This is a genomic window from Kurthia huakuii LAM0618, assembly GCF_000505545.1.
Classification (GTDB): domain Bacteria; phylum Bacillota; class Bacilli; order Bacillales_A; family Planococcaceae; genus Kurthia; species Kurthia huakuii.
In genome coordinates, this window is record NZ_AYTB01000002.1 from 88,982 (window position 1) to 105,060 (window position 16,079).

A 16,079-nucleotide genomic window follows, 5' to 3' on the forward strand; every position below is an offset into this window, starting at 1 on the left:
TGTAAGCATAAAAAAACCGGAATCTCGCTGTGGCGCGGTTCCGGTTTTTCATTGCGAACGCGAAAAAAGGAAAAGACGTGTTTTGTCCGAGTCTCTTTTTTAATGCGCTTATTTCCACGTAAAGCCTTTTGAAGCTAAGAAGTCCTTCATATGTGGACGCTGTTGTTTCACTAAGTAATCTGCCATTTGACGTGTCCAGTTTTCATTCTTTTGGTTGGCATTACGGTTTAAGTAATAGTTATTTAAGTCTTCATCATATTGAGATAAAAGCGCATCATACTTTTCAACATCATAGCCATTTTCGTGGACGATAGCATCGATTGGTAGACGCGGTTTTGAATCATTTGTTTTTGTCGGTGTACCAAGTGTCATCGCAAACATTGGGAACACGTACTCAGGCAGGTTAAATAGCTCGCTAATTTCTGCGGCTCCTGTACGTGCACCACCGATATAGCAAATGCCATAGCCTTCTGATTCAGCGGCTACAACGAAGTTTTGTGCGAATAAGCCAACATCATTGACACCAACTAAAATGTTTTCGGCTGTATCTGCCGTAATATCGACACCGTATTTTTGACCAGCGATTTGTAGACGCTTGAAGTCAACACAAAATAGTAGTGAGGCGCCAGCAGTTTTGAATTGGAAGTCATTTTTTGAAAGCTCGCCGAGTTTTTGTTTTTTCTCTTCATCGGTCACATAGATGACGCTATAGGCTTGGACGAAATGAGAAGTGGCTGCCATTTGAGCGGTTTCTAACATTTCATATACTTTTTCTTTCGGAATTTCTTCGCCTGTATATTTACGCACCGATGTGTGATTGCGTAATTGTTGTTGTACATCATTCATAAAAAAGCCCCCTAGTATGTAAGTTTGTAAATCCAGTTTAACTATAACGGATTTTGCCATTTAGTGGCTACCAAAAGCGCTTTGAATTTATGAAAAAAGAGCGCTCATTTCTGAACGCTCTGTTAGTCGGTTTATAATAAGCCAAGCCATTTCCAGTAGGTTGCGCTGAATAATAATATGAGTAAATAACCGGCAATTGTAAGTGGAATCCCTGACTTTAAGAAATCTTTGACTGTAAAGGCGCCTGTACCATAAGCTAGCATATTTTGCGGGGCACTTACTGGTAACAGGAAACCAAAGCTAATAACAAATTGCTGAATTAAGACAAAGCCGATAGCATCTGCAGGGAGTTGAATCGTTGTTGTGAGTGCGATTAAAATTGGAATGAGCGCAGACGATAAGCTCGTTGCACTCGCAAAGCCTAAGTGAATCAAAATATTAAAGGCACTTACTAGCGCAATTGTTGAAAGAATTGGCATATGTTCAAGGCCAAGTGAACCAAATACAGTGGAAGATAACCACTGAGCTCCCTGTGTATCAAGCAGTACAGTACCAAGTGCGATACCGACTGCAAAAACAATAATTGTACCCCATGGAATAAGTGCTTCAACAGACTTCCAGGATTCGAAGACACCGATTTTTGGTGTTAATAATAATGCAATCGCAAAAATTGTGACTGTTGTTGTATCGAATTGATGAAGGCGACCTTCTGTTGACCAGAAAAATAACAGTAGTAGTGAAATGACAATTAGGCGAATTTCAGTAGCTTTTAATTTACCTAATTCATCGAGCTGCTGTCTAATAACATCCTTGCCGCCTTCAATGACATTTGTTTCAGGTTTGATAAGCTTGATCATCACGAAAAATAAAATAACGGACATAATGAGTGAGAACGGAGCGGCATAAAGGAACCATTGACTCCATGACACATCAACATTAAATTCTTTATTAATAAAGCTGAGTGCAACCATGTTTTGTGCGGCAGCGGTTTTAATACCGACATTCCAGATGGATACGGATTGGACGGCTGTAATAACGAGTAATGCGGCAAGTCTACTATTTTTAGCAAGTCCAAATGCAGCAACCATTCCGAGTAAAATAGGTACAACAGCGCCAGCTCGTGCGGTAGCACTTGGCACGAAAAATGCTAAAATAATTGATACTAAAATGGCGCCAAAAACAATGTTTTTTGTTTTAGTACCAACAATATTTAAAATCCATAATGCTAAGCGTTTATGCAGGTTTGTCGCTTGCATCGCTGCTGCTAAAAACAGTGCAGCGGCAACGAGGGCAACAGCAGAATTAGAGAAGCCTCCTAAAATCATTTTTAAGGCACCAGCAGTTGTATACGTAGCAGAAGGGTCTTCAATTGTTGGCGCAAAGCCAAGTGAAATTGCTGTAATCGCAATAATCATTGCGGCGCTAACTGGATAGGATACAGCCTCTGTCACCCATAAAATAACGGCAAATGCGAGGATGGCAAGACTGCGTTGACCAGCAATTGGGACATCGCCGTTATTCGGAAGAAATGTAATGATAATGAGAGCAAGAAACGCTAAAGCAATCCATAATCCTTTTAAATTCTTTTTCTCTTTTTTTTCAGACATAGCATATAACACCTTCCTTTTACTTACAATTATAGGCTGTTTAAGGGATGTAATTTTGTGCAAAAGTTAAAAGTTTCGTAACAGCAGTCGTTAACGAGCGAAAGAAGTATGTTTTTTAGCGGATATGTGCATATATTTCTTATAAAGACAGTAAATTTTAAAAAATTAGAAAATTCTGTTGACGCGTATGTGTAAGTTCGTTATACTGATGTACAATCAGATGGAACAAAAAATTATATACCTTTATCAAGAGTGGCGGAGGGACTAGGCCCTGCGATGCCCGGCAACCAGTATTTTTACTACGGTGCTAAATCCTACAGATTGAATCGGATCTGAAAGATAAGGGGAGGACTATTGCTTATACAACCCTCTTCTTATGAAGAAGGGTTTTTTATTTTTCCTCCTTCTCTCCGATGTCCCATCAACTACTATTTAGGAGGCAATTTAGATGACACAATTAAACAAAGAAACATTAGCAATCCACGGTGGTCAAACACCAGACCCTGAAACAGGTGCTATCGCTGTACCGATTTACCGTACGACCGCTTATAAATTTAATGATTCAGAGCATGCGCGCAAATTATTCGCGCTAGAAGAGCCTGGTAACATTTATTCTCGTATTATGAATCCGACAGTTGATGTTTTCGAAAAACGTGTAGCGCTTCTTGAAGGGGGCACAGCAGCAGTAGCATTATCATCGGGTATGGCCGCAATCGCCTTTTCAATTTTAAACATTGCGCGTGCAGGGGACCATATCGTCGCAGCCAATAGTCTATATGGTGGTACATACAATTTATTCGCCAACACGCTTCCTCGTTATGGCATCACAGCAACATTTGTTGATGAACGCCATCCAGAGCAATTTGAAGCGGCGATTCAAGAAAATACAAAAGCAATCTATGCGGAAACAATCGGTAACCCAAGTTTAACAATTGCTGATTTAGAAGCATTAGCAGACATTGCTCATAAACATGACATTCCATTAATTATCGATAATACATTCGCATCACCAATCGGCTCAAACCCAATCGAATTTGGTGCAGATATCGTCATTCATTCTGCAACGAAATGGATTGGCGGCCACGGCACAACAATCGGTGGCGTTGTTGTCGACGCTGGTAAATTTGATTGGACACGCGGCAAATTCCCAGATTATACAGAGCCAGATGCTTCTTATCATGGCATTCGTTACGGTATTGACGCAGCAGGAGCAGCATTTGCGACGCGTCTACGCGTTATTTTATTACGCGACTTCGGTCCAACATTAAGCCCAGATGCGGCATTTAACTTTATCCAAGGCTTAGAAACAATTCATTTACGCGTTCCTCGCCATAATGAAAATGCCGCAAAAGTAGCGGAATTCCTACAAGGTCATGACAAAGTAGAATGGGTACGCTACAACGGCTTAGCCGATAGCGAAAACGCAGAACTTGCGAAAAAATATTTAAAAAATGGCGCCGGTTCGGTCCTAACATTCGGTATTAAAGGCGGCCGCGAAGCAGGTCGTCAATTAATCGATAATGTAGAATTATTCTCACACGTTGCAAACGTTGGCGATGCGCGTTCATTAATCATCCACCCAGCATCGACAACACACCAACAACTAAGTGCTGAAGAATTAATCGCATCAGGTGTACCAGAAGAACTTGTACGCTTATCAATCGGCTTAGAAAATGCCGATGATATTATTGCAGCATTAGACAATGCCTTTGCAACCATTCAGTAACGTAGGGCTCATACGCCAATAATAGAAACAAGGATGACTCATTTGTTATCCTTGTTTCTTTTACGATTGAAGAAAATGTGACCGTCTAGAGAAGACAGTTGTCGTTTGAAGAAAGAATTTTCTTGAAATTCTCTAACACATCGTCTAAACTAAGTATAATTGTTTCTAATGAAGAAACATTTGTACTTTCAAGAAGTACAAAGACTGAACGTTTAGAAGAAAAAGCATTTGGAGGCGAACAATTATGGCATCAGTCAAGGCAGCAATCTTAGGTTTCGGTACGGTCGGACAAGGCATTTACAATATCGTTCATGAACGTCGTGAACATTTCAAACAAACATTAGGTGTAGAAATTGAAGTCGCAAAAATTTTAGTACGCGACGCATCAAAAGTACGCGAAGGTATTGATGCGTCACTATTCACAGAGTCATTTGACGATATTTTAGCGATTCCTGATTTAGAAGTAGTGTTTGAAGGTATTGTCGGCGAAGACCCAGCGTATGGCTACTTAGATCAAGCGATTGAAAAAGGATGCCACGTCATCACAGCAAATAAAGTGATGTTTGCGCGCTACGGTCAAGAATTGCAATTAAAAGCAAAGAAAAAAGGCGTACAAGTAGGTTATGAAGCAACGACTGCAGGTGGCGTACCTGTAATCAAAACGATGCAAAACTTATTGCGCGTCAATGAAGTAAAGCAAGTTCAAGGTATTTTAAACGGCACATCAAACTACATCTTAACGCAAATGCGTGCGGAAGGATTGGCATTTGATGTGGCACTTAAAGCGGCACAAGATTTAGGTTATGCAGAAGCGGATCCACACAATGATATTTCTGGTGAGGATGCCTTCCGTAAATTGATGATTCTTTGTGCATTAGCGTTTGGTGAGCAGCCGGATTGGAATAACGTTGAAGTTGTCGGCATCGAGAGCATCACATCGGAGCAAGTTGAAGAGGCGAAAGCGAAAAACTTACGCTATCGTCATGTAGCGAATGCCTACCGCGACGATGCAACGGGTGAAATCATCGCGAAAGTTGGGCCAGAGCTTGTTGGCGCAGATCATCCGCTTTATGCGATTGATGATGTGAACAATGCCGTTTCACTTGATACAAACTACATTGGGACATTAACAATGGTAGGTCCTGGAGCGGGTATGTATCCAACGGCGAGTGTTATGATGGAAGATTATGCAGATATGTTAGCAAAGCCTGAAAAAACGGTTTCTTTAGCTTAATAAATGAGAAAAAGCGCGTTAGATGGGTTGTCGAATTCCCATCTAGTGCGCTTTTTTAGTCCTCATCTTTAATATCGATATCTTCTGGAATCGGCGTCGCCTTCCAAATGTCAATTTCATGTTTGATGCGCTCAAGCTGTTCAAAATACGTCGTAAATTGTTGGCTATTAATTAAAAATTGCTCCCCATCATGCACCGAGCGAATGCGGCCATGCAGTACGTAGCGCAACACTTGTGACTCCGGCATATGAATATCTTTGGCCGTTTCTGCAACCGTTTTGTACATTTGTAGACACCTTCTTTTCTAAGAGCCATTATAACTAAAAATGCAATCGTTTGCATTAAGGCCTTTTTAACTTAAACTTCATTTGTGACGGTTGATTTAATGTTTCCGTAAGCGTTTTGTCATATAACTGCAATTTTTATACAGTATACTGGCAATAACTTAAAAAACGTACGGGAGGGTCCGCTATTTATGTCTAGTAAGTCGCCGACAAAAGGTGCTTTAGTTGGTTCTGTGTTTTCGCTCGTGTTAGCTAGTTTTAGCATGCTGTTTTGTTCGCAGCAATTATTTAATTTTACGTCTTTACAGCATATCACAAATTTTGTTATGAATTTAATTCCATAGTAGAACAAGTAAAGCGCTATTTTCGGTGGACGATTAAATAGCTGCTCAAAGAAAAAAGAGGTTGCGATGAGCAGCCTCTTTTTTTTAAAGATCTTGCCAATCTCTAATAGCACGCACAGAGCATGACGCTTCATTGGCGATACGGTAGTAGATGACCGCATCTTCATACTGCTCTGTTTGCTCATATTTTTGTGCCAATACAAAGGCATATTTTTGAACGTTGTGATAGTCTTTTAATACGCTAAAATGTTGAATCGCCTGTTCGAAGCAAGCGATATTAAATTGTTCAAGTTTATGTACCATCGTATAAATATGAAAATGATAGTAATAACTTTTTGCAGCTTGATCTAAATGATGCGCTGTTATTAACTCGAGGCCATATGCGCACCATTTGGCAACTTGTTCTGCTTGATTTTCTTTTGAATATTCGCGTACGACGGCATGAATGGTCGTAAGTTTTTTAAATGGTTCTATTGTATTGTTTAAACTGCGGCGATAATAATCAATGGCTCGTTTTGGTTGATTCATCCGTGCATACGTGTAACCGATATTTTGTAGTAATGGTCCGTAATGATGTTTTTTCGCTAACTGTATAGCATAGTTATAACCGGTATTTAAAAATTTTAACGCAAAGTCATAGTTACCAAATTGTAAATTGATTAATCCTAAAAAATTGTACGTTGATAATATTTTTTCATGCGCATGGTTGTTTAAGAAAATGTCCAATGCAGCGCGCAGTCGTGAGAAGGCATTCCCTTGTTCATATAAGTGGAAATGAATCGATCCTTCCAACTCTAACAGTGCACCGTACTCCATATCTTCAATCGTAATGGAGTTTTTGATTCTGAGCGCTTCAAAGATTGCATTTTTTGCTTCTTCATATTGTTTTTTTTCATAAAAAAACTTCGAGCTAATCGCATTGTATAAAAACTTTTGATACGGGGTAAATTTATCTTTAATTGCTAAAATACCGTCGCTTAAATGTTGAATATTATCAGGTGGTTCTTCAGCAATTAATGAAAAATACAATAAATATAAATTAGCTATATAAAAATTTTCTTTGTTTTCGAGCACGATTTGTGTACTTGAAAACGTATTAAATGCAATGCGAGCATGTGTTTTAGTTTGAATTGCCAAGACAGCTCGGTAAGCTGCTTGAATATTTTCCATAAAAGTTTGTTCATCTAATTTTATGAGGGGCTCATGAATTTCTAGACGATTGAGTAGCGCTTGTTGAATCTCATGTTTTGGAATAACATGGCCTTTTTCAATTTTGCTGAGATACGATGTAGAACAAATCTTTTCTGCAAGTTGCTGTTGCGTCATATGGCGTTTGAGGCGTTGTAATTTAATTCTTTGCCCGAATTTCAATTGAAACCCCTTTCTTTTTAATTAATATGTACTAATAATACCGAAATTTTAAGTTTTTTACTATTTGAAAAACTTTAATGAACAAAAAAATATAGCCAATGACGAAGAAATTGTAAAAAAAAATTTTGTTGCTAAAAATGTCTTTTTGTTTCATAAGAGCATGCGACTATTAAAAAAAGCAGTAATCCGGCGATTGCTGCTTTTGATCGTTGTTTAATTGACTAAATGATGGGAGAACGCATAGACGACAGCTTGCGTGCGGTCTTGTACTTCTAGTTTCGATAAAATGTTGCTGACATGTGTTTTGACGGTTTTTAAGGCGATAAAAAGTTCGTCAGCAATTTCTTGGTTGGTCATACCACGCGCCATCAAGAGCAGTACTTCTGATTCGCGCTCGGTTAAATCTTCATGCAACGCGTGCTCAGGTTGGCGCATACGCTGCATCATTTTCGTCGTAACTTCGGGTTCTAATACCGATGTGCCATTACATGTTTTACGAATGGCTTCGGCGATGCTTTTCGCATTTGTTGTTTTTAAAATATAACTAATTGCACCAGCTTCAAGTGCCGGGTACACTTTGTCGTCATCTAAGAAGCTCGTGACGACCATAATTTTAGCATCGGGCCATTGTTTTATAATTTCCGCGGTAGCTTCGGCGCCGGTCATAACCGGCATCACCATATCCATTAAAATAATATCAGGACGGGTTTCGAGTGCCTTGTCGACAGCTTGCTGACCATTTTCAGCTTCGGCGACTACTTCCATATCAGGCTGTGCTTGCAAATAAGCCGATACGCCAATGCGCACCATTTCATGATCATCTGCTAGTAATACACGAATCATGCCGATTCCTCCTGTTCGGTTGGGATTTGGACTTCAATAATCGTTCCTTGATTTGGGACGGAGACAATTTTACACGTGCCACCGATTTCGATTGTGCGTTCTTCAATATTGCGTAAACCGTAAGAGCCGCCATGTGTGTCATCATCTAGTTCAAAGCCAACGCCATTATCTTGTACGCGTAAAATGACGCGGTTGTTGCGCTCAACAAGAAGGAGGTCCACTTCGCTTGCCTTTGAGTGACGCAAGGTATTTGATAACGTTTCTTGTGCGATGCGGAACACGTGATCTTCGGCACCTTTTGGCAGGCGTACTTCTTCAATGCGCTCATGAATCGTGAATAGCACCTTTTGGCGTAATTCCATTAATAAGTCGGTCATTCCTTCGGCAAGTGTTTTGCCTTTTAACGCGGCAGGGCGCAAGTGAAGGAGCAACGCGCGCATTTCTAATTGCGCTTGTTGAACGATTTTTTCCGTTTGTTGAAGTTGTTTCGCCGATGTTTCATTGACATCGATTGTTTCGTTAATGGCTGATAGTAGCATCGATGCGGCGAATAGTTGCTGCGACACCGAATCATGTAATTCGCGTGCGAGGCGCTGGCGTTCTTGAATCACTTGTTCTTCAATCATCGCTTCTTTCGCCTTCGCGTCGTCATTAATTAAACGTTGTAAACTTTTTTTCTGTGTTTGAATCAATTCGGCTAACTCGGCAACTTGTGCTGTTTGTTTACGCGGCAGCGTGCGCTTTTTAGGTAGCGTCGCATTCCCTCGTAACAGATGGTCAAGCATTTGCGCATACGTGTAATCGCGTTGTTGTGTCAGTGAAATCGACCACAACGAAATAAATAAGCTTAGCGTACTAAAAATGATGAGTAGCCAGACAGCATATGACAGCTCCAAAAATTTCTTTTCGAGTAAAATCGTAAAACCTTCTGGCGTATGCCAAAAGAATAAGCCGATAAGCACAAAGGTAAACGTGAATAATAGAAGAAACGCCATAAAGCGCATAATAAGTTTGGTCATTTTCGTATAACCTCCAAGTCTCCAAGGAATGTTGATACGGTAATAATCAATTGTTGTGGCGTATCAATTTTAACGCCGTCTTGCAGTGTGATGGATTCATTGAATAAACGATTATATTGGTTATCAAAGGCATGGATTTCACCGAATAATGTGTTGAAGTGAATGCGTACCGGCACTTCGTAAGGTACATAGACGGTCGTTTTGCCGAAGCCTTGGCGCACTGTAATGAGTGACGTATCTTTTGGTAAAATGGTCGACGTTGTATCGATCATAATATCGCCAGCCGCATTTTGAATATGCACGTCACGCCATTCATATGCTTCAGCCGCTTCCATTGAATCGAACGCGACAATTGGATTGCTATTCTTTTTTGAGGCGCCTTTATAGCTTGAAAAATCAAATTCAACAGGCTCTTTGCGCATCATTTTTATAACGACATAGCCTAATATTGCAAGGACGATGAGGCGCATACTCCACATCGACACGAGTACGAGCACAATCATGCCGGCGCTAATCCAAAAAATGACGCGTGTTTTTTTCTTCATCGCAAAAATAATGCCAAATAAGCCGGCGACAGCAAAGACAATACTGCCATTTCCAAATAAAAATCCTTCGACAAACATCAGCATGAGTGCGACAACAAAGAAAATCGTAAACGTATTCGTGCGCTGTGTCATAGTAGGCCCCTCCTTTTAAGTATAGTAGAAAACAGAAAAAACGCGCGGTTGCGCGACTTTCTGTTTTCTTGTTCTCTTACGAGTGTATAATATTTATTCTCCTTTTTCCAATGTCGGTAATTGTGTTGCCGGCATTTCATGTTGCAACGCATTTAAGCGTGCTTCTAATGAACTTGCTTTGTCAACAACTTGTGTTGGCGATTGCAAGTTGTCGATGTAGTAGCGCATATCATCAACGGTCGACACATGCTTATGCGTTTCAGGATGTAGCATCGCATCCATATGATAGTTGGCACGCACATTGTTTTCGTAGCCCATTAATTGTAGCTGACGAATTTTCATATCCTCGATTTTATGCTTCATTTGCTCATGTTTTTGTTCGAGTGCAATCAATTCATTAGTAGTGTTATGAATCGTTTGCGTTAATAGTTGCACGCGACTCGTATAAACAGCTTGTTCGGTTTCGGCGAATGCGATTAAATCGGGTTCACCAGCTTGTTGTGCTAATTGTGCCTGTGTTTGGCGCTTCGCTAAAATGTCTTGTGCTTCTGCAAGCTGTGCTTCAAGATGTTGCTTTAACGAAACTTGGCGCTCTAAATATTTTTTCGTATCGTTTGTTTGCGCTTCTGCCTCGTTAATATATTGATTTAAACGTGCTAATGGATTTTCAGGTTTTGGTTCGACTTTAAAATCCGCTTCAATGGCGTATTTTAAACGTTCTAATAACTTCATAGTAAGTGCCTCCTAATGGGGATTATTTTGTTAAGTTATGCCATTCTTTTTCGAAATTTTGGAATGGGTCATTTGATGTTTTTTTCGTCTGCGATTTTTTGCGCGTACCCCAGTCGCCTTTTTTATAGACGTAGACAAGTAACGCGATGGCAGCTAAACCAAGTAGGCCAGGGAAGTTTGCAATCGTTGATAATGCCGCAGCGATGGCAACTAAAGCCCATACGACTTTTGCGAAAGTAGTATCCGATTTAATATAGAAGTGAACTCCTGCGTAAGCGATGGCTGCTGAAAACAATAATCCTCCAAGCGGGCCAAGCATTCCTAAAATTGTAATCCCGGCGATAATACCGAGAAGAGCTAAACCAAATTTTTTCATGTTCATGTGCCTCCTTCGTTGTTTGTATCTTTATCATACGTGGATTTCGCGTCTTTCTTAACGGTCTACAAATGGATTTTCAACTAGGTCTAGAGGCTGAGTTCCAATCAGCTATGTATTTTTTTACACAAACGTAAAAGAAATAGGGGCATAAATTGTGGTATGATAATGCCACATTCTGTGTATTGGAAAAGGAGTCGCATATGGATTTTATTGAATTTTTAAAAGCACTCATCCTCGGCTTTGTCGAAGGGATGACGGAATTTGCGCCTGTATCATCTACGGGACATATGATTATCGTCGATGATATGTGGTTGAAAACAAGTGAGTTTTTAGGTGACTCATCTGCTAACACCTTTAAAATTGTCATTCAGCTTGGGTCCATCTTGGCCGTTGTTGTCGTCATGTGGAAACGTATTTTAAGTCTGATTGGCTTGTATCATTTTGAAGGTCAAACAAAATCAAGTCACTTTAACTTGATGCACGTATTAATCGGGATTATTCCTGCAGGTATTTTAGGTTTATTATTCGAAGATTACATCGACGAATATTTATTTAGTATTGAAACGGTTATTATCGGTTTACTTGTCGGCGCGTTCTTAATGATTGCAGCTGATAAGCTTGGTCCAAAAGTGCCGCGCATTACGTCACTTGATCAATTGAGCTACAAAAACGCCTTCTTCATCGGCCTTGTACAATGTTTATCATTATGGCCAGGATTTTCGCGTTCAGGTTCAACGATTTCAGGTGGTGTACTATTTGGCTTAAGTCATAAAACAGCCGCGGATTTCACGTTTATTATGGCGGTGCCAATTATGGCTGGTGCGAGTGGTGTGTCATTAATTAAACACTGGGATGAAATCAATCCGGCAGACATGGGCTTTTATGCTGTTGGTTTTATTAGTGCCTTTGTATTCGCATTATTATCAATTAAATTCTTCTTGAAATTAATCGACCGCATCAAGCTTGTACCATTTGCGATTTATCGTATTGTTGTCGCGATTATTTTAGCGATTATCGTTTTCTTATAATAATAGAAGAAACTGCAAAGAGGTTCGGCGTTGTCCGAGTCTCTTTTTTTTGTGCATTCTCACCATGTTCTAAGAAATAGCTGTTAAAATGAAGAAAAAACATAAGGGTCGTGACATAGATGGGCGAGCGTATTTTAATCATTGAAGACGAACAAAAAATTGCACGCGTGTTAGAGTTAGAGCTGCAATTTGAAGGCTATGAAACAGGGGTGGCGCATAGTGGTACGGACGGCTTGATTTTGTACCGAGAACAGCAATGGGATTTGATTTTGCTTGATGTGATGTTGCCGGGAATGAACGGCTTAGATGTGTTAAAGCGCATTCGCGCAACGGAATATGACACGCCGGTGTTACTATTGACTGCAAAAGATGCGGTGAGTGATAAAGTGGCAGGGCTCGACCTCGGCGCCAATGATTATATTACGAAGCCTTTTGAGATGGAGGAACTGCTCGCGCGTATTCGCGTGACGCTACGTTTCCGTAAAAAAGAGACATTAGAAGAAGCGGACCCGTATTTATTTACAGTTGGTCAATTAACGGTGCATACACAAATGCGTGAAGTATCATGGCGCGGGGAGCAAGTTGAGCTCACGAAGCGAGAATTTGAGTTGTTGGCGTATTTTGCTGCGCATCCAAAACAAGTGCTGACGCGTGAGCAAATTTTAGATGCAGTATGGGGCTACGATTACTACGGCGACACAAATGTTGTGGATGTGTATGTGCGCTACTTGCGACAAAAGCTTGATACCGAGCTTATTCAAACGGTGCGTGGCGTTGGTTATGTCTTGAAGGAGGGGTAGCTTGAAGCTTAGAACAAAAATTCATACGTATACGACAGCACTTATGTTACTGATGCTCGTTTGTACCGATTTAGCTGTATATTATGTGTACGAAAAAATGACGTATGATCGCGAGGCGTCGCATGTGATTAAGCGCGGCGAGGACTTGATTACATTGCTACAAGGTACCGATAGTCGAGAAGAGGCGACTGAGATGCTGCGCGCTTATGTGCCGGCAGACGGAGCGGTGTCCATTGTTCAGCAAGGGAAAAAGAGTTTGAAAGTGCAAACGACATCCGATTTAGAAGGCTTTAAGCCAACATTTGAACATGGTGCTTCGTATGCGATTAATCGCGCAGATGATAAGCCGTTTATGAGTACGAATACACCGTTCATTTGGAAGAACGGAGACATCGCTGAGTTGCACATATCGCAATCGTTAGAAGAAACCGAGCGCAATTTGTATATGCTACGCCTCGTGCTAACGATTGTGACCGTACTCGCGATGCTGCCAATTTTGTTGTCGAATATGGCACTCTCGCGCGTTATTACGCAGCCAATTGAACGACTAATTGCTACGATGCGCCGCAATAAGCGTAGCGGTGAATTTGAAACGATTCCGCTCGCTTCTAAAGGCAAGGACGAGCTGTCAGAGATGGGGCGCACGTTTAATGGCATGATTGGTCAAATTGAAGAAAACTATCGCAAACAGGAGCAATTTTTATCGAATGCGTCACATGAATTGCGCACACCGCTGACGATTATTGAAAGCTATGCGAGTTTATTAAAGCGCCGTGGTACGAGTAATGCTGACATTACGAAGGAAGCGGTTGAGGCGATTGCGAGTGAATCAAAGCGCATGAAGGCGATGATGGAGCAAATGCTCGCACTCGCTAAAAATACTGAACAAGCAGTCGTCTTTAATCGTGTAAATATTAAGTCGATGCTTGAAGAAATGGCTGAACAGCTTACGCAAGTGTATGGTGAACGCTACGTCGTACAAGCGGAGACTTCGATATGTGTTACCGATGAAGCTAAGTTGAAGCAGCTGTTGTTTATTTTTTTAGACAATGCACGTCGTTATAGTGACGATGTTATCGAATTGACTGCTAGGTGCGAGTCGCAGTATGTGCATATTATGGTGCGCGATTATGGAGAAGGGATTCCAAAAGAGATGCTTGCGCGTGTGTTTGAGCGCTTTTATCGCGTGAGTGAGGACCGTAATCGTCAGTCTGGTGGTACGGGATTAGGCCTCGCAATCGCGAAGGAGTTAGCCGAGCGCTTACATGCTAAAATTGATATTGATAGTACGGTCGGGCAAGGAACAACGCTACATTGCTATGTACCGTATGAGCGGGAGGGGTTTGATGCGTAAAACGTTATTATTAATCGTGTTAGTGCTCATGATTATTAGTGCCAGTGCCTATTTTGTTTGGGCGGAAACGATTAAGCCAGAGCCGCTATCACATGATGAACTAGCGGAGCGTATTCGTTTAATTTATGATGTGACGCCGAAGTATATTGCTGAAAAAGATGACAGTGCGATTTTCCGTTTTAAGAAAGATGGCATCATTTATAACGTGACCGTTGATGAGCTAGACGGGCACGTTGAAACGCTTGTGAAAATTGCCGGGAAATACAATGTGCCGGAGAAGAAAGAAACCGAGCCGCTAACAAAAATGCTAACGGATGACGAAGCGATTGCCATTGCGCATAAGGAATTAGCGGGTAGTGTCGATGAACTGTCGTATCGTAGTACATCCGATGGCGGCTATTATTTAATTGAAATCGATGGCGATGATGCAGAAGCAACGTTTCAAATTCATGCGCTCTCAGGTGAAGTGTTATCGATTACATGGGACGATTAATTTTCTCATGGAATTCTAATGTTCCTCACCGAAAGCTCTCATGTTGCTCCTTTATAATAAAGAATAGTAAGAGCTACACAAACTAGGAGGATGACAAACATGAAGAAATTATTCACGACAACGGTTTTAGCAACAACAATCGGCTTATCAGGTATCGTCGGCTATGCGGCAGCAGGTCAAGCGGACACAGCAACTGAGGCATCGGCGAAAAGTGTAAGCTATGCAGAAGCGAAAAAAATTGCGTTGAAAAAAGTTAACGGCAAAATTATCGAAGCGGACCGCTATGCAGATGATGGTGAGTATGAGTTTGAAATCCGCAAAGGTAACTATATTTATGAAGTAGAAGTGGAAAAGCGTACTGGTAAAGCGTACATTACAGATAAAGAATACAAGCCAGTGAAAAAAGTTAACATTTCACGTGACGAAGCAAAAAAGATTGCGCTGAAAAAAGTGCCAAACGCAAAAATAACAAAACTAGAGCTAGATGATGGTAAATATGACGTAGAGATGGTGAAAGGGAACTACGAATATGAGCTAGAAATTAGCGCAAAAACAGGTAAAATTTTAGAATATGAGCGTGACGACCGCGACTAATCGCAACTTCCAACAACAAGCGAGAGAGCTGTGCCAATAGGTGTGGCTCTTTTTTGTTGGCTCGCTAACTTTCTCATGAAACGTTAATGTTGTTCACCAAAAGCGTTAACGTTGTCTTTGTATAGTAGAACTATAGAAAATAACAAGGGGCGATTGAATATGAAAAAAGCATTGATCGTAACAGCTTTAGTTGGCACGTTGGGGGTATCGGGGATTATTGGGTATGCGGCGTCAAACGCTTCTCAACTAACAACAGGTGTGAAATCGGCGGTCACAGCTCAAACGACTACAATGACAGTCGACGAGGCGCAAAAAATCGCGCTACAGAAAGTGAAAGGTTCGATTATTAGCAGTGAGCAAGACGATGATGATTATGAGTTTGATATTCGCGATGGCGATTACGTTTATGAAGTAGAAGTGAAAAAAAATAATGGCAACGCTACAACTGTTGAAAAGGACTATAAACCAGCACATGACGTTACGGTGTCAGAAGAACAGGCACGAGAAATTGCGCTGAAAAAAGTACCAGATGGCGAAATCGTGAAACTTGAATTAGATGACGATGACGGGCAAAGTCGTTACGATGTAGAAATAGTGAAACATGACTACGAACACGAATTAGAAATCGATGCAACGACTGGTAAAATTTTAGAATATGAACGCGATACACAAGATGAGTAGTCAGACAACGTAAATTTGTATAAGAGGGCATGAAACCGAATGTTCTAAAACGATATATTCCAATATT

At 40.9% G+C, this 16,079-nt stretch carries 18 protein-coding genes and 1 riboswitch; of the genes, 9 read left to right on the forward strand and 9 right to left on the reverse strand.

Annotated elements, in window-relative coordinates; genetic code table 11:
• Positions 1 to 108: 108 nt before the first annotated feature.
• The gene (gene nfsA, locus V514_RS0100480) at positions 109 to 846 is read right to left on the reverse strand and encodes an oxygen-insensitive NADPH nitroreductase (RefSeq protein WP_020188968.1); all 738 of its coding nucleotides are present in this window, start codon (positions 844 to 846) and stop codon (positions 109 to 111) included.
• A gap of 131 nt (positions 847 to 977) precedes the next feature.
• Positions 978 to 2,453: an SLC13 family permease gene (locus V514_RS0100485; RefSeq protein WP_029497692.1), complete on the reverse strand. Its 1,476-nt coding sequence runs from the start codon at positions 2,451 to 2,453 to the stop codon at positions 978 to 980.
• 240 nt (positions 2,454 to 2,693) lie between these two features.
• Positions 2,694 to 2,799, forward strand: a riboswitch (SAM riboswitch).
• A 102-nt stretch (positions 2,800 to 2,901) separates the two neighbouring features.
• Between V514_RS0100485 and V514_RS0100490 the strand changes: the two genes are divergently transcribed.
• Positions 2,902 to 4,179, forward strand: a complete 1,278-nt coding sequence (locus V514_RS0100490) for an O-acetylhomoserine aminocarboxypropyltransferase/cysteine synthase family protein (RefSeq protein WP_029497693.1) — start codon at positions 2,902 to 2,904, stop codon at positions 4,177 to 4,179.
• Between the two features lie 244 nt (positions 4,180 to 4,423).
• A complete protein-coding gene (locus tag V514_RS0100495; protein WP_029497694.1) occupies positions 4,424 to 5,413 on the forward strand; it encodes a homoserine dehydrogenase in 990 nt (329 codons plus the stop codon).
• A 55-nt stretch (positions 5,414 to 5,468) separates the two neighbouring features.
• Here V514_RS0100495 and V514_RS0100500 read toward each other — a convergent pair whose 3' ends face one another.
• On the reverse strand, positions 5,469 to 5,699 hold the full coding sequence (locus V514_RS0100500) for an excisionase (RefSeq protein WP_029497695.1): 231 nt from the start codon (positions 5,697 to 5,699) through the stop codon (positions 5,469 to 5,471).
• A gap of 189 nt (positions 5,700 to 5,888) precedes the next feature.
• On the opposite strand from V514_RS0100500, the gene V514_RS20290 reads away from it, so the two are divergent.
• Positions 5,889 to 6,041, forward strand: coding sequence for a hypothetical protein (locus V514_RS20290; RefSeq protein ID WP_161630155.1), 153 nt, complete (start codon positions 5,889 to 5,891; stop codon positions 6,039 to 6,041).
• A gap of 84 nt (positions 6,042 to 6,125) precedes the next feature.
• Here the strand turns inward: V514_RS20290 and V514_RS0100510 are convergent, their stop codons facing one another.
• The 6 genes from V514_RS0100510 to V514_RS0100535 all read right to left on the reverse strand — a co-directional run bounded on the left by V514_RS0100510 (position 6,126) and on the right by V514_RS0100535 (position 11,059).
• On the reverse strand, positions 6,126 to 7,412 hold the full coding sequence (locus V514_RS0100510; RefSeq protein ID WP_029497696.1) for a helix-turn-helix domain-containing protein: 1,287 nt from the start codon (positions 7,410 to 7,412) through the stop codon (positions 6,126 to 6,128).
• A gap of 213 nt (positions 7,413 to 7,625) precedes the next feature.
• Positions 7,626 to 8,255, reverse strand: a complete 630-nt coding sequence (locus V514_RS0100515) for a response regulator transcription factor (RefSeq protein WP_029497697.1) — start codon at positions 8,253 to 8,255, stop codon at positions 7,626 to 7,628.
• Positions 8,252 to 9,274 carry a sensor histidine kinase gene (locus V514_RS0100520; RefSeq protein ID WP_029497698.1) on the reverse strand — a complete coding sequence of 341 codons (1,023 nt, stop codon included), beginning with the start codon at positions 9,272 to 9,274 and terminating at the stop codon, positions 8,252 to 8,254. The genes V514_RS0100515 and V514_RS0100520 overlap by 4 nt, the downstream gene beginning before the upstream one ends.
• Positions 9,271 to 9,951 carry a cell wall-active antibiotics response protein LiaF gene (liaF, locus tag V514_RS0100525; protein WP_029497699.1) on the reverse strand — a complete coding sequence of 227 codons (681 nt, stop codon included), beginning with the start codon at positions 9,949 to 9,951 and terminating at the stop codon, positions 9,271 to 9,273. The genes V514_RS0100520 and liaF overlap by 4 nt, the downstream gene beginning before the upstream one ends.
• Before the next feature lie 93 nt (positions 9,952 to 10,044).
• Positions 10,045 to 10,683, reverse strand: a complete 639-nt coding sequence (locus tag V514_RS0100530; protein WP_029497700.1) for a PspA/IM30 family protein — start codon at positions 10,681 to 10,683, stop codon at positions 10,045 to 10,047.
• A 22-nt stretch (positions 10,684 to 10,705) separates the two neighbouring features.
• Positions 10,706 to 11,059, reverse strand: a complete 354-nt coding sequence (locus V514_RS0100535; RefSeq protein WP_029497701.1) for a lmo0954 family membrane protein — start codon at positions 11,057 to 11,059, stop codon at positions 10,706 to 10,708.
• Positions 11,060 to 11,262: 203 nt separating this feature from the next.
• Between V514_RS0100535 and V514_RS0100540 the strand changes: the two genes are divergently transcribed.
• The 6 genes from V514_RS0100540 to V514_RS19560 all read left to right on the forward strand — a co-directional run bounded on the left by V514_RS0100540 (position 11,263) and on the right by V514_RS19560 (position 16,012).
• Positions 11,263 to 12,090 carry an undecaprenyl-diphosphate phosphatase gene (locus V514_RS0100540; RefSeq protein WP_029497702.1) on the forward strand — a complete coding sequence of 276 codons (828 nt, stop codon included), beginning with the start codon at positions 11,263 to 11,265 and terminating at the stop codon, positions 12,088 to 12,090.
• Between the two features lie 119 nt (positions 12,091 to 12,209).
• The gene (locus V514_RS0100545; RefSeq protein WP_029497703.1) at positions 12,210 to 12,890 is read left to right on the forward strand and encodes a response regulator transcription factor; all 681 of its coding nucleotides are present in this window, start codon (positions 12,210 to 12,212) and stop codon (positions 12,888 to 12,890) included.
• A gap of 1 nt (position 12,891) precedes the next feature.
• On the forward strand, positions 12,892 to 14,244 hold the full coding sequence (locus V514_RS0100550) for a sensor histidine kinase (RefSeq protein WP_029497704.1): 1,353 nt from the start codon (positions 12,892 to 12,894) through the stop codon (positions 14,242 to 14,244).
• Positions 14,237 to 14,737 (forward strand): PepSY domain-containing protein, encoded by a 501-nt coding sequence (locus V514_RS19555; protein WP_029497705.1) that lies wholly within the window; start codon positions 14,237 to 14,239, stop codon positions 14,735 to 14,737. Before V514_RS0100550 ends, V514_RS19555 begins: the two co-directional genes overlap by 8 nt.
• Positions 14,738 to 14,836: 99 nt before the next feature.
• Positions 14,837 to 15,331 (forward strand): PepSY domain-containing protein, encoded by a 495-nt coding sequence (locus tag V514_RS18625; protein ID WP_029497706.1) that lies wholly within the window; start codon positions 14,837 to 14,839, stop codon positions 15,329 to 15,331.
• A gap of 159 nt (positions 15,332 to 15,490) precedes the next feature.
• Complete coding sequence (locus V514_RS19560; RefSeq protein WP_029497707.1) at positions 15,491 to 16,012, forward strand: PepSY domain-containing protein; 522 nt, start codon at positions 15,491 to 15,493, stop codon at positions 16,010 to 16,012.
• Positions 16,013 to 16,079 lie beyond the last annotated feature (67 nt).

Bases quoted from the DNA above. Each gene is read 5' to 3' on its own strand.
- nfsA (WP_020188968.1), bottom strand. From the start codon at position 846: ATGAATGATGTACAACAACAATTACGCAATCACACATCGGTGCGTAAA.
- V514_RS0100540 (WP_029497702.1), top strand. From the start codon at position 11,263: ATGGATTTTATTGAATTTTTAAAAGCACTCATCCTCGGCTTTGTCGAA.
- V514_RS0100500 (WP_029497695.1), bottom strand. From the start codon at position 5,699: ATGTACAAAACGGTTGCAGAAACGGCCAAAGATATTCATATGCCGGAG.
- V514_RS0100495 (WP_029497694.1), top strand. From the start codon at position 4,424: ATGGCATCAGTCAAGGCAGCAATCTTAGGTTTCGGTACGGTCGGACAA.
- V514_RS0100485 (WP_029497692.1), bottom strand. From the start codon at position 2,453: ATGTCTGAAAAAAAAGAGAAAAAGAATTTAAAAGGATTATGGATTGCT.
- V514_RS19555 (WP_029497705.1), top strand. From the start codon at position 14,237: ATGCGTAAAACGTTATTATTAATCGTGTTAGTGCTCATGATTATTAGT.
- V514_RS0100520 (WP_029497698.1), bottom strand. From the start codon at position 9,274: ATGACCAAACTTATTATGCGCTTTATGGCGTTTCTTCTATTATTCACG.
- liaF (WP_029497699.1), bottom strand. From the start codon at position 9,951: ATGACACAGCGCACGAATACGTTTACGATTTTCTTTGTTGTCGCACTC.
- V514_RS0100530 (WP_029497700.1), bottom strand. From the start codon at position 10,683: ATGAAGTTATTAGAACGTTTAAAATACGCCATTGAAGCGGATTTTAAA.
- V514_RS18625 (WP_029497706.1), top strand. From the start codon at position 14,837: ATGAAGAAATTATTCACGACAACGGTTTTAGCAACAACAATCGGCTTA.
- V514_RS0100515 (WP_029497697.1), bottom strand. From the start codon at position 8,255: ATGATTCGTGTATTACTAGCAGATGATCATGAAATGGTGCGCATTGGC.
- V514_RS19560 (WP_029497707.1), top strand. From the start codon at position 15,491: ATGAAAAAAGCATTGATCGTAACAGCTTTAGTTGGCACGTTGGGGGTA.
- V514_RS0100490 (WP_029497693.1), top strand. From the start codon at position 2,902: ATGACACAATTAAACAAAGAAACATTAGCAATCCACGGTGGTCAAACA.
- V514_RS0100535 (WP_029497701.1), bottom strand. From the start codon at position 11,059: ATGAAAAAATTTGGTTTAGCTCTTCTCGGTATTATCGCCGGGATTACA.
- V514_RS0100545 (WP_029497703.1), top strand. From the start codon at position 12,210: ATGGGCGAGCGTATTTTAATCATTGAAGACGAACAAAAAATTGCACGC.
- V514_RS20290 (WP_161630155.1), top strand. From the start codon at position 5,889: ATGTCTAGTAAGTCGCCGACAAAAGGTGCTTTAGTTGGTTCTGTGTTT.